The sequence below is a fragment of the Pseudomonas sp. BW16M2 genome, from assembly GCF_014268865.1.
Classification (GTDB): Bacteria; Pseudomonadota; Gammaproteobacteria; order Pseudomonadales; family Pseudomonadaceae; genus Aquipseudomonas; species Aquipseudomonas peradeniyensis.
In genome coordinates, this window is the sequence record NZ_JABWRI010000039.1 from 11,613 (window position 1) to 26,596 (window position 14,984).

The 14,984-nt window shown below is 67.1% G+C and carries 12 protein-coding genes; 5 read left to right on the forward strand and 7 right to left on the reverse strand.

Annotated features, from left to right (window positions below; all coding sequences use genetic code 11):
- Nucleotides 1-18 precede the first annotated feature (18 nt).
- Complete coding sequence (locus HU735_RS24405) at nt 19-738, forward strand: 16S rRNA (uracil(1498)-N(3))-methyltransferase (RefSeq protein ID WP_050707238.1); 720 nt, start codon at nt 19-21, stop codon at nt 736-738.
- On the opposite strand, the gene HU735_RS24410 is transcribed toward HU735_RS24405, so the two are convergent.
- From HU735_RS24410 to pilG, 7 genes are all read right to left on the reverse strand, one after another.
- The gene (locus tag HU735_RS24410; RefSeq protein ID WP_186715925.1) at nt 735-1,352 is read right to left on the reverse strand and encodes a hemolysin III family protein; all 618 of its coding nucleotides are present in this window, start codon (nt 1,350-1,352) and stop codon (nt 735-737) included. The genes HU735_RS24405 and HU735_RS24410 overlap by 4 nt on opposite strands.
- 104 nt (nt 1,353-1,456) lie before the next feature.
- The gene (locus HU735_RS24415) at nt 1,457-1,930 is read right to left on the reverse strand and encodes a chemotaxis protein CheW (RefSeq protein WP_186715927.1); all 474 of its coding nucleotides are present in this window, start codon (nt 1,928-1,930) and stop codon (nt 1,457-1,459) included.
- A complete protein-coding gene (locus HU735_RS24420; protein WP_346655380.1) occupies nt 1,923-7,220 on the reverse strand; it encodes an Hpt domain-containing protein in 5,298 nt (1,765 codons plus the stop codon). The genes HU735_RS24415 and HU735_RS24420 overlap by 8 nt, the downstream gene beginning before the upstream one ends.
- On the reverse strand, nt 7,217-9,241 hold the full coding sequence (locus HU735_RS24425) for a methyl-accepting chemotaxis protein (protein WP_186715997.1): 2,025 nt from the start codon (nt 9,239-9,241) through the stop codon (nt 7,217-7,219). The genes HU735_RS24420 and HU735_RS24425 overlap by 4 nt, the downstream gene beginning before the upstream one ends.
- A 63-nt stretch (nt 9,242-9,304) precedes the next feature.
- Nucleotides 9,305-9,859 carry a chemotaxis protein CheW gene (locus HU735_RS24430; protein ID WP_186715929.1) on the reverse strand — a complete coding sequence of 185 codons (555 nt, stop codon included), beginning with the start codon at nt 9,857-9,859 and terminating at the stop codon, nt 9,305-9,307.
- Nucleotides 9,856-10,221 (reverse strand): twitching motility response regulator PilH, encoded by a 366-nt coding sequence (gene pilH, locus HU735_RS24435; RefSeq protein WP_186715938.1) that lies wholly within the window; start codon nt 10,219-10,221, stop codon nt 9,856-9,858. The genes HU735_RS24430 and pilH overlap by 4 nt, the downstream gene beginning before the upstream one ends.
- A 47-nt stretch (nt 10,222-10,268) precedes the next feature.
- Complete coding sequence (pilG, locus tag HU735_RS24440) at nt 10,269-10,670, reverse strand: twitching motility response regulator PilG (protein WP_186715946.1); 402 nt, start codon at nt 10,668-10,670, stop codon at nt 10,269-10,271.
- Between the two features lie 185 nt (nt 10,671-10,855).
- Between pilG and gshB the strand changes: the two genes are divergently transcribed.
- The 4 genes from gshB (at nt 10,856) to HU735_RS24460 (ending at nt 14,918) form a co-directional block, all read left to right on the forward strand.
- Nucleotides 10,856-11,809, forward strand: coding sequence for a glutathione synthase (gene gshB / locus HU735_RS24445; protein WP_050707244.1), 954 nt, complete (start codon nt 10,856-10,858; stop codon nt 11,807-11,809).
- Nucleotides 11,810-11,899: 90 nt separating this feature from the next.
- Nucleotides 11,900-12,799 carry an energy transducer TonB gene (locus HU735_RS24450; protein WP_186715948.1) on the forward strand — a complete coding sequence of 300 codons (900 nt, stop codon included), beginning with the start codon at nt 11,900-11,902 and terminating at the stop codon, nt 12,797-12,799.
- A gap of 82 nt (nt 12,800-12,881) precedes the next feature.
- Nucleotides 12,882-13,859, forward strand: a complete 978-nt coding sequence (locus HU735_RS24455; RefSeq protein ID WP_186715950.1) for an ankyrin repeat domain-containing protein — start codon at nt 12,882-12,884, stop codon at nt 13,857-13,859.
- 60 nt (nt 13,860-13,919) lie between these two features.
- On the forward strand, nt 13,920-14,918 hold the full coding sequence (locus HU735_RS24460) for an ankyrin repeat domain-containing protein (RefSeq protein WP_186715952.1): 999 nt from the start codon (nt 13,920-13,922) through the stop codon (nt 14,916-14,918).
- Nucleotides 14,919-14,984 lie beyond the last annotated feature (66 nt).

The following is a 14,984-nucleotide window of genomic DNA, read 5'->3' on the forward strand; positions in this document are numbered from 1 at the left end:
CAGATTCCGAGTAGAACCATGAGACTCTCCCGCTTCTTCATCGACGCCCCGCTTGGCCTTGGCGAGCATGAACTCCCCGAAGCCCAGGCCCACTACATCGGCCGTGTGCTGCGCATGGCCGCCGGCGACGCCGTACAGCTGTTCGACGGCAGCGGCCAGGAATACCTCGGCCAACTGCTCGAGGTGGGCAAGAAAAGCGTGCGCGTCAGCCTCGACCAGGCCCTCCCCGGCCAGGCCGACTCGCCGCTGCACATTCACCTCGGCCAGGGCCTGTCCCGCGGCGAGCGCATGGACTGGGCGATCCAGAAGGCCACCGAACTGGGCGTCAACGAAATCACCCCGATCGTCAGCGAGCGCTGCGAAGTGCGCCTGAAGGACGAGCGCGCCGACAAGCGCCTGGCCCACTGGCGCCAGGTGGCGATCAGTGCCTGCGAACAGTGCGGTCGCTCGACCCTGCCAGTGATCCACCCGCCGGTCACCCTGGTCGAATGGCTCAAGGGCACCGAGGCCGACCTCAAGCTGGTGCTGCACCCGGTGGCCGAGCCGCTGACCAGCCATGAAAAACCAGCGAAGCTGGCCTTCCTGATCGGCCCGGAGGGGGGCCTCAGCGACGCGGAAGTCGAACAGGCCAAAGCCAGCGGTTACCACGCTGCCCGCCTCGGTCCACGGGTGCTGCGCACCGAGACAGCGCCGGTGGTGGCGTTGTCGGTGGCCCAGCAGCTGTGGGGCGATTTCTAACGCACGTAGAAGAACACCGCGACGAAGTGCATCAGGCTGCCGGCGATGACGAACAGGTGCCAGATGCCATGCCAATGGCGGAACCGGCTGTCGAAGGCGAAGAAAATGATGCCGACGGTGTAGAACACGCCGCCGGCCGCCAGCCAGGCAAAGCCGGCGCCGCCCAGGCTGTGCAGCAGCGGCTTGACCGCCACCAGCACGATCCAGCCCATCAGCGCATAGATGACGATTGACAGGATCCTCGCCTCCGAGCGCGGCTTGATCTCCTGCAGCATGCCGATCAGCGCCAGCCCCCAGACCACCCCGAACAGGCTCCAGCCCCAAGGCCCACGCAGGCTCACCAGGCAGAATGGCGTGTAGCTGCCGGCGATCAGCAGGTAGATCGATAGGTGGTCGAGCTTGCGCATGATGCGCTTCGCTCGTCCTCGCGTGCTGTGATAGAGGGTGGAAATGCTGTAGAGCAACAGCAGCGTGAAGCCGTAGATGGAAAAGCTGACGATCTTCCAGGGATCACCCTGCAGGCCGGCCACGACAATCAGCCAGACCGCGCCAATGCAGGCCAGGACCGCACCGACCAGGTGGGTCCAGGCGTTGAAACGTTCACCATGGTACATGCAAGCAAAGACCTCGCTACGCCGCTCGGGTTCCTGAAAGGCCGTTCCCACACCTTGTCGTGGGAGCGGGCTTGCCCCGCGATAGGGCCCGCCCAGACACCATCCTAATCGGCTACAGGTTGCAGTTGCGCGTCACGCACCAATCTTTCCAACCCCGCCAGATCAGGCACTCGCGCCACCTGTTCGCCCACCTGCACCGCCGCCAGCTCGAACTCGGCCAGCGGCACATCCACGTAGTTGAGCTGGCTGTCGAGCTTGCACGAGCGCGGAATACCCTGCAGCAGCAGCGCCAGGTAACGCAGCCCGGTATCCCCCAGGGCGTTGAGCACCACCACCCGCGCCCGCTCGCCGCAGGGCGTCTGCCCGCCGCAGGCCGCCTCGAAGCCGATCAGCGGCAGCCGTTGCTGGCGCCAGTCCACCCAGCCCAAGTGCCAGGCCGGCTCCCCCGGTTCACAGGCGATGACACGGTGACCGATCAGTTCGGCCACCGCCACGTTGGGCAACACCAGGGTGCGGTCGCCCAAGGGCAGCAGCAACCCGGTCAGGCTGCTGCGCTGGCCGGCAATATGTTCAAGCATGGGGTCGGCTCCAGTGGGCGATACTTTGCAGCAGCACCGATTCCTGGTACGGCTTGCCGAGGTAGTCGTTGACGCCGATGGCCATGGCCCGGTCGCGGTGCTTCTGGCCGGTACGCGAGGTGATCATGATGATCGGCAGCTGGCTCAGGCGCTCATCGCGACGGATCCGCGTGGCCACCTCGAAGCCGTCCATGCGCGGCATCTCGATATCCAGCAACAACACATCCGGACGGTGCTCTTCGAGCAGCGCCATGGCATCGACGCCGTCCTTGGCCGTCAGCACGCTCATGCCGTGCCGCTCGAGCAGGCGACTGGTGACCTTGCGCACGGTCACCGAGTCGTCCACCACCATCACCAGCAATGGCCGCCGGGGCACCGGGCCAGTCAGCCCATGCGCCGCCTCGGCCACGCCCGGCAGCCGCGCCAGGCGCCGTTGCTGGCCACGCAACTGGCCGAGCAGGTCGAGAATCAGCACCACCCGCCCGTCCCCCAGCAGGGTGGCGCCGGACAGTCCCGGCACCGCGGCGAACTGCGGGCCGAGGCTCTTGACCACGATCTCGCGGCTGGGCGACAGGCTATCCACATGGATGGCGAACGACTGTTCGTGGGAATGGGTCAGCAGCACCGGCAGCGGCACGCTCTGGCCCAGCAGCCCGGGCTGGCCGCCACCCTGCAACAGGTCGCCGAGGTAGCGCAGCGCGTAATCGTGGCCGGCATAGCTGTAGCGTGGCGGGTCGAGCCGGTAGCAGGCCTCCAGCTCCGCCGGTGGCACACGCACGATGCCCTCGATGGTGTTCAGCGGGATGGCGTACTGCTCCTCCTCCACATGCACCATCAGCGCCCGGTTCACCGACACGGTGAATGGCAGGCGGATCAGGAAACGCGCGCCCTTGCCGGGGCTGGACTCGATGCTCATCGAGCCGCCCAGTTGCTTGACCTCCTCGTGGACCACGTCCATGCCCAGGCCGCGCCCGGAGATCTGGGTGATCTTCTCGGCCGTGGAGAAGCCAGGGCGCAGGATGAACTGCAGGATCTCATGGTCGCTCAGGCGCGCCTGCGGATCGAGCAGGCCGCGCTTGATCGCCTTGTTGCGCACCGCCTCCAGCGGCACCCCGGCGCCGTCGTCGCTCATCTCGATGACGATGTCGGCGCCCTCGTGCAGCAGGTTCAGGTGAATGGTGCCCTGCTCCGGCTTGCCAGCCGCCAGGCGCGCCTCGCGGGCCTCAAGGCCATGGTCGACGGCATTGCGCAGCATGTGCTCCAGTGGCGCGACCATGCGTTCGAGCACGCTGCGGTCGAGCTCGCCCTCGGCGTTGCCAACCACCAGTTCGACCTGCTTGCCCAGCTCGCTGGCTACCTGCCGTACCACCCGCTGCAGACGCGGCACCAGGCGCTCGAAGGGCACCATCAGGGTGGCGGTCAGGCCCTCCTGCAGCTGGCTGTTGACCCGCGCCTGCTGCTGCAGGAGGCTGTAGGCTTCCTGGGCCCTCTGCAGCAGGGTTTCCTTGAGGTCGAGCAGGTCCGAGGTGGATTCGAACAGCGCCCGCGACAATTGCTGCAGCTGGGAATGGCGGTCCATCTCCAGCGGGTCGAAATCGTCATAGGCGTCACCCTCGAACTGGTGACGGCTGGAAATCCGCCCCTGGGTCTCGATGTCCAGGCGCAGCAGCTGGTCGCGCATGCGCTCCAGCGTGGTTTCCATCTCGTTCAGCGCAAACTGGGCGTCATTCACCTGCTGCTCGATGCGCCCGCGGATCACCGAGTGCTCACCGGCCAGGTTGCCCAGGTCATCGAGCAGTTCGGCATCGACCTTGACCATGTCACCCGCCCGCTCGGGGGCGGCGGCCGGGGTCTCGGCGGGAGCGACTTCGGCTTGGGGCTGGCCAGCGGCGCTGTCAGTCAGGGCGGCGCTGGAAAAGTTGCGGATGTAGTCGATCAGCGCCGTGGCCGCATGCAGCGGCTCGCCCAGGCGCGCCGCATCGAGCATGTGCGCCAGACGGTCATGGCAGTTCTGCAGCAGGCTGAACAGGGCCGGCGTCGACGGCAGGCGCCCGGCGGCCAGCAGTTCGTAGAGGAATTCCAGTTCGTGGGCAAGGTCACCGATAGCGGCGATCTCGACCATGCGCGCGCCGCCCTTGAGCGTGTGCAGGTCGCGCAGCAGGTTCTCCACCTCGACCGTGTTGCGCGGGTCGGCCTGCCAGCGCGCCAGGGACTCGGCGGCGCTCTCGAGGATATCGGAGCTCTCTTCGAGGAAAACCTCCAGCAGCTCCTTGTCGCCCTCGGTTTCTTCGTTGTCGTCCTGCGGCTCGGAGGCGACGGGAGGCGGGGCGCTGTGGCGGAACTCGCGCAATTCGCCCAGCAACGCCACCGCCGACAGCGGTGCCTGGCCCTCGCGCAGGCTGCGCAGCATTTCGGCCAGGGCGTCATGGCTGCGCCGGAGCAGCTCGAACAGTGCCGGGCTGGCACCCAGCCGGCGGTCCACCAAGCCTTCGTAGAGCAGCGCCAGCTCCTGGGCCAGCACCTCGACGGCGCCGATCGCCGCCATCTGTGCCCCGCCCTTGAGGGTGAGCACATCGTGCTGCAGCGCCGACAGCGGCGACAGGCTGTCCGGATCGGCCTTCCATTGCCGCAAGGCCTGGTCGGCACCGTCAAGGATATCCCCGGCCTCTTCGAGGAACAGCTCGACCACCGCCGGGTCCGGCAACTCGCCTGGCGCCGGAAGCACCGTGACACCGTTCGCCCCGACCAAACCCAATGCTGCAGGGTCGAGGGCATCATCGAGCAGGCCATGCAGGGCCGCCAGGCATTCGGGCCGGGGATTCGGGTCCTGGCCGGCGGCTATCTCGTCGAACAGGTCGAGCAGCGCCTCATGGGCTTGCCGGGCGACGGCGAAGAAGCGCGGCGTGACCGCCAAGCTGCCCTCCTCCACCGCACCGTACAGGTCGAGCAGCCCTTCGCAGACCTCATCCACCTGCCACAACTCGGCCTGGTGCGCGCCGTGACCGAGGGTGGTCATCTCCTCGAGCAGCAGGTGCAACTCATGGTGTTGCGCGGGGTCGCCCTGCCAGTTGGCGAGACGCGCCTCGGCATCGAGCAGGATATCCATGCCCATGGTCAGGAAGGTGGCCGTCAGCTGCGGATCGCGTCGGAGCCGGCGCGGCGGATGCGGCTCGGCCTGGAGTTGGGCCAACCGGGCGTCAACCGTCTGCCCGACCTGTTCGATCAGCCCAGCGGCCCCTGGGATCGGCGCCAGCGGCGTGCTGCCCAGCTGGGCCAGGCCCAGATGGAACAGCGCACGCGCCGCCTCCAGCAGTTCGATCTCCGCCACTTGCAGGGGCAACTGGTGCCCCTTGTATTCACGCACCAGGCGGTCGAGGGCGGTGGCCAGTTCCGCCACCGGCATCACGCCGGCCATGGCGGCGCTGCCCTTGAGGGTGTGCAGGGCGCGTTGCAGGCTGTCGTTGACCGCGCTGCCCCGGCCGTCGGCCGTCTGCAGGAACCCATCGAGCCCGGCCAAATGGCCCTGGGCCTCGTTGCGGAAGATCTCCAGCAAGTGCGGATCGAGGCCATCGATACTGGCGCTGACCGGCGTGTCGTTGAGCGCCAACGCATGCAGGTGCCCGGCCAGCTGCTCGATCTCGGCCGTGGGCGGCAACTGGCTGGCAGCGAAGTCGGCCAGCAGGTCGGGCAGGCGCACGAACACCTGCTGCAGCGCCACCAGGCCTTCGGCGCTGAGCACGATGCGCCCTTCCAGCACCCGATTGAGCAGGTGCTCGGCGCCCCAGGCCAGCTCGGCCACGGCTTCGGCATGGACCATCCGCCCGCTGCCCTTGAGGGTGTGCAGTGCCCGCCGCACCTCGATCAACGCCTCGCGCAGGCCGTTGTCGGCTCGCCAGCGCAGCCATTGGCGCTCGATTTCCGGCAGCAGCTCGCCAGCCTCTTCGAGGAACACCTCGCGCAACTCATCGTCGATACCGTCCAGCGCCTGCTCACCGCCCTTGGCTGACGTGTCGCGCGCGCACTGCACGCCCAGCGCGGCCAGGCTGGCGTGGGCCATGTCGATGAAGCGCTGGGCGTCGGCCAGCGGATCGGCCACCCGCCATTGCAACCAGGCCTCGCCGGCACTCAGGGCATCGGCCAGGTGCGCCAGCTCGTCCGCTTGCGGCTCATCCTCCAGGTGCACCAGCCAGCCTTGCACATAGCCCGCGCAGCCGGCGAATACCTCGGCGGCTGCCGGCAGCATCAGCATCGCCAGCGCCCCGCGCACCTGTTGCAGCAACCCGGGCAGGGCTTGCAGACGCTGGCGTGACCAGTCGGACTCCAGGCAATCGCCAATCAGGTCCTTGGCCTGCTGCAGCACGTTGAGCGATTCGTTGAGCACCAGCTGGCGGATTTCGGCCAGGTCCGAGCCGGGCAGGCTGCCGGGGCTGATTTCCTCCAGCGGACCGACCATGCCGTTGAGGGTGGCCTCGACATACAGCAGTGCCCCGGCGACATCCATCAGCACCGCCTCGTCCACGCCGCCGTCTTTTTCGACCAGTGCCTGCAACGCCAGCACCTGGTCGATGATCACCCGTCGCGGCTGCTGGAAGCCCAGCACCGCCAGGGTATCGGCCACGTGCCGCAAGGGCGGCAGCAGCGCCTCCAGTGGCTCGCTGGGCGTGCGCTCGCCACCGACGAAGGGGTCGAGGCGGTCCTTGATGCGCATCAGGTCGTCGCACAGGGCCATCACCACTGAGCGCAGCGCGTCGCGCCCGGGGCCGGCCTGCATGTGCTCGCGCCAGCTGCCCAGGGACAGGTCGAGGTTGGCCAGGTCCGCCGCACCGGCCAGCCGTTGCCCCAGGTCACCCAGCAGGCTGCCCTGGGCCAGGGGTTCGGCGCCACGGCAGACCCGCAGCTGGTTGAGCAGCGGCATGACCACCAGCGGCAGGTCGTGGCGCGCGCCGCGCAGGCGGTCCAGGTACGGCGGCAATTGCTCGAGCCCGCGGAACAGCGCGCCCAGGCAATCGCCACGCGGGCTCACCTGGCCGTCGGCCATGGCCCGCCCGAGCAGCTCCAGCTCTTCGGCCAGGCGCATCGCGCCCGGCAGCGCGAGCATATGCAGGCAGCCGTGGACCTGGTGCAGGTTGTCGACGAAGAACGCCAGCATCGACAGGTCGCCCGGCTCTGCCGAGAAGCGCTCCAGGGCCTGACGCGCCTGACCCAGGCAATCAAGAATCGGCGCCTTGGTCCAGGCCAGGGCCACCGTGTCGTGACGCTCGCCGGGCGCGTTCAGGTTCGCCTCGTTCACGAGCGCTCCACCGGTTTGGGCAAGGTGAAGCCGGACACCGAGCGGCGCATCTCGCTGGCCATGCGCGCCAGGTGGCGGATGCTGTCGGCGGTGGCGCCGGAGCCGGCGGAGGTCTGTGCAGTGATCTGCTGGATCACCGCCATGGTGTGGGAAATCTGCCCGGCCGAGGAGGTCTGCAACTGGGCGGCGTCGGAGATGCTGTGGATAAGTTCGGCCATGGTCTGCGAAACGCCCTCGATTTCCGCCAGGGCCACCCCGGCATCCTGCGCCAGGCGCGCGCCGCGCACCACTTCGGCGGTGGTCTGTTCCATGGAAATCACCGCCTCGTTGGTGTCGACCTGGATAGTCCGTACCAGCGCCTCGATCTGCCGGGTCGCCGAGGAGGATCGCTCGGCGAGGCGCTGCACCTCGTCGGCGACCACCGCGAAGCCGCGACCGGCCTCGCCGGCCAGCGAGGCCTGGATCGCCGCGTTGAGGGCGAGGATGTTGGTCTGTTCGGCAATATCGTCGATCAGGCTGACGATGTCGCCGATCTCCTGGGAGGACTCACCCAGGCGCTTGATCCGCTTGGCGGTGTCCTGGATCTGCTCGCGGATGTTGTCCATGCCGTGGATGGTGTTGTGCACCACCTCGTTGCCCTTGTTGGCGATGGCCACCGAACGCTCGGCCACCTTGGCCGACTCGTAGGCGTGGGCCGAGACCCGGTCGATCGACTCGACCATGTCGCCCACCGCCTCGGAGGCCTCGCTGATCTGCTCGGCCTGGTGCTCGGAGGCCTTGGCCAACTGGCGGGCGGTGTTCTGGGTGTCCTGCACGGCGGCGGCGACCTGCTCGGCGCTGTGGTTGATGGTGGCGACCAGGTCGCGCAGCTGGTCGACCGAGTAGTTGATCGAGTCGGCGATGGCACCGGTGAAGTCCTCGGTGACCGACACGGTGACGGTCAGGTCGCCGTCGGCCAGCTCCTCGATCTCGTCGAGCAGGCGCATGATCGCCTGCTGGTTGCGTTCGTTCTTCTCGGCGGTCTCGCGCAACTGGCGGTGAGTGGCACGCACCATCACCAGGCCGATGAGGATGATCGAGGCCAGCGCCAGCAGGCCGAGCACGTAGCCACCGACGGTGTCCAGGGTGCGCCCGCCGGCCAGGTTCTCGAAGCCGTTGGCCAGGTGCGAGGCCTCGTCGAGCAGGGTCTGCGACAGGCTGAAGATGTTGCCGGCGGCCTCGCGCACGCGGAACAGCTCGGGCGAGGTCTCGAGGATCTCGTCCACCGAGCCCGAGACGAACTGGAACAGCTCGGCGATCTCGGCCAGCCGCGCCCGGGCATCGGCGTCCTCGACCCGGGTGACCTGTATCGCCGGGTTGCCGGCGAGCATACCTTCAAGCACCTGGCCGAAACGGCTGGCATCGCGGCCAAAGGCATCGGCGGCCTGAACCGAGGTTTCGTCGCCGGCGAGCACGGTGTTGACCGAGCCGAGAATGCGTTCTGCCAAAAGCAACTGGCGCTGGGCCACGGCCACCTGGTTGGCCGGCGCGCCGCTCTGCAGCAGGATCTCCACCACCTTCTCGTACTCGACCTGCAGTTGCGGCACGGTTTCGGCCAGGGTGGCCGCCACCTGGTGCAGCGACAGCACGGTCTGTTCGCTGGCAAGGATGGTGTCGGTGTTCTTGCGCAGGTTCTCCCAATCCTGGCGCACCGCGTCCATCTCGTCGCGCACCGTCACCGGCGCGGCGGGCAGGCCGGTGGTCTTGTCACCCTCGCGCAGGTAGCTCCAGCGCCGCTCGAAGTCGTTGCGCGCATCGCTGAGCAGCTTGAACGCCAGCGCCTTGCCCGCCGCCGCCTCGGTGGCGTTCTTGGCGATGCGCTGGGACAGCACGCGCAGCTCGCCGGCATGGCCGATGTACTGCTTGTCGTGGTTGGCCTGGGTGTTGAGGTAGGCGAAGTTGGCGAACAGCAGGACGATCGACAGGATCAGCACCACGAACAGCACGGTGATCTGCGCGGTGCTGCGCGGGCGCTGGGCCACGGCGGCCGGCGAGACGCCGGCGGTGGCAACGGAAGGTCCTGGCTTGTTCACGTCGAAAATCCTCTACAACGCCACATCGAGAAAACCCGGGGCCTGGGCCAGGGCGAACGGGCTGAAGATCGCCCAGTTGCGTTCACGGGGGAAATGGCCCTGCACGAAGGGCGCGGCCGCGCGAATCAGCGGCTGCGGCGGCGACAGCTCGAGGCTGCTCAGGGCGAAGTGCTGCAGGCCGACCACCTCGTCCACCAGCAGCCCGGCGAACAGCTCCTCGTGGTCCAGCACCAGCACCCGCCGTTGCTTGCCCGTCGCCGCCGGGCCGAGGCCGAAGAACGCGCACAGGTCCATCACCGGCAACAGCCGCCCACGCAGGTTGGCCACCCCGCGAACCCACGGCTGCACGCCCGGCACCCGACTGCTGCGGGGCTCGCGCAGCACCTCGGCAACCTCGCCCATGGGCGCGACGAACCACTGCCCGGCAATGCGAAAGCCGATGCCGCTCCACTGCTGCAGGCGGGTGTCCTGCGGTGGCTGGTCGGCCACCAGCAGGCGGCAGCGCCGGTCGATGTCCAGCAACAGCTCGAAGGCGGTCAGCGACGCACCCTGGGGGCGGGTGGTCAAGCGCCGAGCACTTCTTTCAGCTTGGCGATCAGCGCCTCTTCCTCCACCGGCTTGGTCAGGAAATCGCGGGCGCCCTGGCGCTGGGCCCAGATACGGTCGGTTTCCTGGTCCTTGGTGGTCACCACGATCACCGGAATGCTGCTGGTTTCCGGGTCCTTGCTCAGTTGCCGGGTGGCCTGGAAGCCGTTCATGCCGGGCATGACGATGTCCATCAGCACGGCATCCGGTTTTTCCTGGCGGGCCAGGGCCACGCCGTCGGCGCCATTGTCGGCCTTGAGCACCCCATAGCCGCTTTTCTCCAGCCATTCGGTCAATCTGTACATCTCTGTCGGCGAGTCGTCGACAATCAGAATTCGGGCCATGCTGTTTCCCCATCAGGAAATAGAGACGCCGTCCGGCGAGGGCGGCGTCAGGGTGCGTTTGGGTCCTGCGCGGCGAAACCGGGCACGCAGGCACGGATCGCGTCGAGCAGTTCTTCCTTGCTGAACGGTTTGGTCAGGAACTGGTCGGAGCCGACCACCCGGCCGCGGGCCTTGTCGAACAGGCCATCGCGTGAAGAGAGCAGGATCACCGGGGTGTCCTTGAATGCGTTGTTGTGCTTGATGATGGCGCAGGTCTGGTAACCGTCAAGGCGCGGCATCAGCACATCGACGAAGATGATCCGGGGCTTGTGGTCGACGATCTTGGCCAGGGCGTCGAAGCCGTCACTGGCGGTGATCACCTCGCAGCCGGCCTCGCCGAGCAACATCTGCGCGGTGCGGCGGATCGTGCGGGAGTCGTCGATCACCATCACCTTCAGGGGTTGTTCCATAGTTGCGCTTCTGCCTGGGAGCGAATTCGCCAAAAGGCCGTGCAGGCCATGTGCCTGGCCTTTTTAACACAGTCCCGAGGGCCATTCCATCCGCCCGCCCCTTGACCGTGGGCGCGCCCGGCGCCACCCTGAGCCACTTTTCTTTCGTGCCATCGCGGCCACCCGCCGCCAAGAGGAACTACCCCATGAGCGTTCGCCTCGGGATTGTCATGGACCCCATCGCGTCCATCTCCTACAAAAAGGACAGCTCGCTGGCCATGCTGCTGGCCGCCCAGGCCCGTGGCTGGAGCCTGTTCTACATGGAACAGCGCGACCTGTACCAGGCCCAGGGCAAGGCCCGCGCGCGGATGCGCCCGCTCAAGGTGTTCGCCGACCCGGCCCGCTGGTTCGAGCTGGACGAGGAGCAGGACAGCCCGCTGGCCGAGCTGGACGTGATCCTGATGCGCAAGGACCCGCCCTTCGACATGGAGTTCGTCTACAGCACCTACCTGCTGGAGCAGGCCGAGGCCGAAGGCGTGCTGGTGGTCAACCGCCCGCAGAGCCTGCGCGACTGCAACGAGAAGCTGTTCGCCACGCTGTTCCCGCAGTGCACGCCGCCGACCCTGGTCAGCCGCCGCCCGGACATCATCCGCGCCTTCGCCGCCGAACATGGCGACGTGATCCTCAAGCCGCTGGACGGCATGGGCGGCACCTCGATCTTCCGTCACCGGGCCGGTGATCCCAACCTGTCGGTGATCCTCGAGACCCTGACCGCGCTCGGCGCCCAGCAGATCATGGCCCAGGCCTACCTGCCGGCGATCAAGGACGGCGACAAGCGCATCCTGATGATCGACGGCGAGCCGGTGGACTACTGCCTGGCGCGCATCCCGGCCAGCGGCGAGACCCGCGGCAACCTGGCCGCCGGCGGACGCGGCGAAGCCCGGCCGTTGAGCGAGCGCGACCGCTGGATCGCCGCCCAGGTCGGCCCGACCCTGCGCGAGAAGGGCCTGCTGTTCGTCGGCCTGGACGTGATCGGCGACTACCTCACCGAGATCAACGTCACCAGCCCGACCTGCATCCGCGAAATCGACGCGGCCTACAACACCGACATCGGCGGCCGTTTGATGGACGCCATTGATCGCCAGTTGCAGGCGCGCTGACCGCCGACACGTGGCAAACCCGCGGAGTGGGGTATGATGCCGGTCCTTTTTCGCTGACCTGCGCCCTGTTTCGCGGTTGCTGGATACCTGATGACGCTGCCTGCCGACATCCCCGCCGACCTCTTGCCACCCCGCGTTCGCCCGGTGGACCGGCTCGGCTTCACCCTGTTCCTGGCCGCCCTGGTGCACCTGGCGCTGATCCTGGGCGTGGGTTTCACCGTGGTCAAGCCGGCTGATATCCGCCACACCATGGACATCACCCTGGCCACCTTCAAGAGCGAGAAGGCGCCCGAGAAGGCCGATTTCCAGGCCCAGGAAAACCAGCAGGGCAGCGGCACCCTGGAAAAGAAGGCGGTGCCCAAGACCACCGAGGTCGCGCCGTTCCAGGACAGCAAGATCAACAAGATCACCCCGCCACCGGCGGCGAAACCGGAAACGCCGCCTGCACCAGCGAAGTCGGTGGTCGCCACCCAGGCGCCGAAACCCCAGAAGGTCGAGCCCAGGCCGAAGGAAAGCAAGCCGCAGCCCAAGCCCGAAGCCAAGGTGCCGGACTTCGACAGCTCGCAGCTGTCCAGCCAGATCGCCAGCCTCGAGGCCGAGCTGTCCCATGAACAGCAACTGTATGCCAAGCGCCCGCGCATCCATCGCCTGAACGCCGCCTCGACCCTGCGCGACAAGGGCGCCTGGTACAAGGAAGAGTGGCGCAAGAAGGTCGAACGCATCGGCAACCTCAACTACCCCGAAGAGGCCCGGCGCCAGCAGATGTATGGCAGCTTGCGGATGATGGTGTCGATCAACCGCGACGGCTCGTTGTACGAAGTACTGGTGCTGGAGTCCTCGGGCCAGCCGGTGCTGGACCAGGCGGCCCAGCGCATCGTGCGCCTGGCGGCGCCGTTCGCGCCGTTCACTGGCGACCTGGCGGAGTTCGACCGCCTGGAGATCATCCGCACCTGGCGCTTCGCCCGCGGGGACCGCTTGCAGAGCAACTGATATCAGGACTTACCTGATGGCAAAACAATAGCCATTCTGTAATCATGCGCGCCTTTGGATCCAACAGAGAAAGGACTCTTCCATGGCGCGCTCCCCCTTCGCCCGCAATACCGCTGCCTTTGTCTTTGCCCTTGGCGCCTTCGCACTGCCTGCCGTGGCATGCGCCGATGCCGCCGCCCTGACGCAGAAACTGGTCGACGAAGTGGACGAATACCACTACGACGAAACCCCGCAGCGCCTGGCCGCCATCAAGGCCCTGCTCGACCAGGGCGCCGATCCTGATGGCCAACCGGTATTCCTGGCGGCCTCCTACAAGGCAACCGCACCTTTCGAGCTGTTCCTGCCGAAAGTCAACGTCAATGCCCCGATTCAGGAAAGCGGCGAGACCCTGCTGCTGCTCACCCTCAACCAGGCTGAACAGCCGGCCTCCAAGGCCGACCTGGGCATGGTCAAGGCCCTGATCGCAGCAAAAGCCAATGTGAACGTGCAGGCCCAGGAAGACACCGCCTCGCCCCTCAACACCGCGGCGGAAAAGGGCTCGCCAGAGCTGGTCAAACTGCTGCTGGCCGCCGGCGCCGATGCCAAGGCCACCCTTGCCAACGACTTCACGCCCCTGACCGGCAAAGGTGCCTCGAACCTGGAGGTGGTCAAGCTGCTGGTCGAGGCCGGCGCCAACCCGTACCAGGTGACCGGCGCGGGATCCACCCCGCTGCACTTCGTCTGCCAACGCCCCTATGAACTCAATGGCCAGCCGGACCCGCAGGCGACCCAGCGCATCGCATTGCTGCTGAAGAAGGGCAGTTCCATCGATGCCATTCACGAGCAGCAAGGCACCTTCCCGGTCGGCACGCCGCTCAAGGAAGCGCTGATGAGCAACAACCCCGACTGCATCGCCGCCCTGATCAAGGCCGGCGCCAGCCCCCAGGCCCCGGTGTACCCGGCGAGCTACCTGGCGCAGAACCCGACCGCCAGGCAACAGACGATCAAGGCCTACGTGCTGTCCCAGGCCGACGCCGAGCCGGACCTGTATCCCGCCGAGATCGTCAAGCTGTTCAAGTGATTTCCCCAGGCACGGTGTCTACGCAGATGCCGTGCCCCGCTCAAAGTAAGGACGCTTCGCATGTCACGCCAACGCTTCACCTCGCCCCTGCTCGCCTTCGCCCTGACGGCGCTCTCCCTGTCAGCCGCTGCAACTCAGCAGGAAGCGCCCAACCTGCCAAAGGCGCTGTACAACGCCGTGGGCAACTATGGGTTCTACAAGACGCCTGAGTACATGGCGGAGATTAAACAGCTGCTGGCCCAGGGCGCCCAGCCTGCCGCCGTGACGATGATGGCCGCCGTCTCCAGCCGCCAGCCTGAAGTGCTGGACCTGCTGATCGCCAAGGTGGACGACATCAATGCTCCAGTTTCCAGCAACGGCGAGACGCTGCTGACCTATACCCTGAGCAACATCAGCCCGGACGGCGATCCGCAAACCGATGTGCGCATGGTCAAGAGCCTGATCAAGGCCGGGGCCGACGTGAACGCCATCGTACGCGCACGGACTGCCTCTCCCCTGCAGATCGCCGCCGCGGGCGATGGCAGCAGAACCCCGCCACAACCGCAGATGGTCAAGCTGCTGCTGGATGCCGGGGCCGACGCCAAGGCGACATTGGGCAACGACTTCAATCCGCTGACCGGCAGAGCCGCTACCAGCCTGGAGGTCATCAAGCTGCTGGTCGACGCGGGCGCCAACCCGTATCAGGTCACCAAGCCGGGCTCGACCCCTCTGCACTTTGTCTGCGAACGCAACTTCGCACTGCAGGATCAGCCAGACCCGCAAGCCGCGCAGCGCATCGCGATACTGTTGAAGAAAGGCAGCTCCCCCGATGAGATCCACCCACAGAGTGGTGCTGTTCCCGTAGGCACACCGCTACTGGAGGCTGCTCGCTCGCACAACCCGGACTGTGTTGCTGCGCTGATTGCCGCCGGCGCCGATCCCGATGCGCCAGCCCACTCGCCCACTTACATGAAGAACTTCCCGGACACCGAACAGCAAACGGTTCGCCAGGACGTGCTGGCCTCCGCCGAGAAATTCCATGGCCTGTACTCGCCCGAAGTGGTGAAGCTGTTCCAGTAACCCGCCGCACTGCTGACAAGGTGACCATGGCACCTTGTCAGCCTCGCCACCTGGCGCCACACTAGC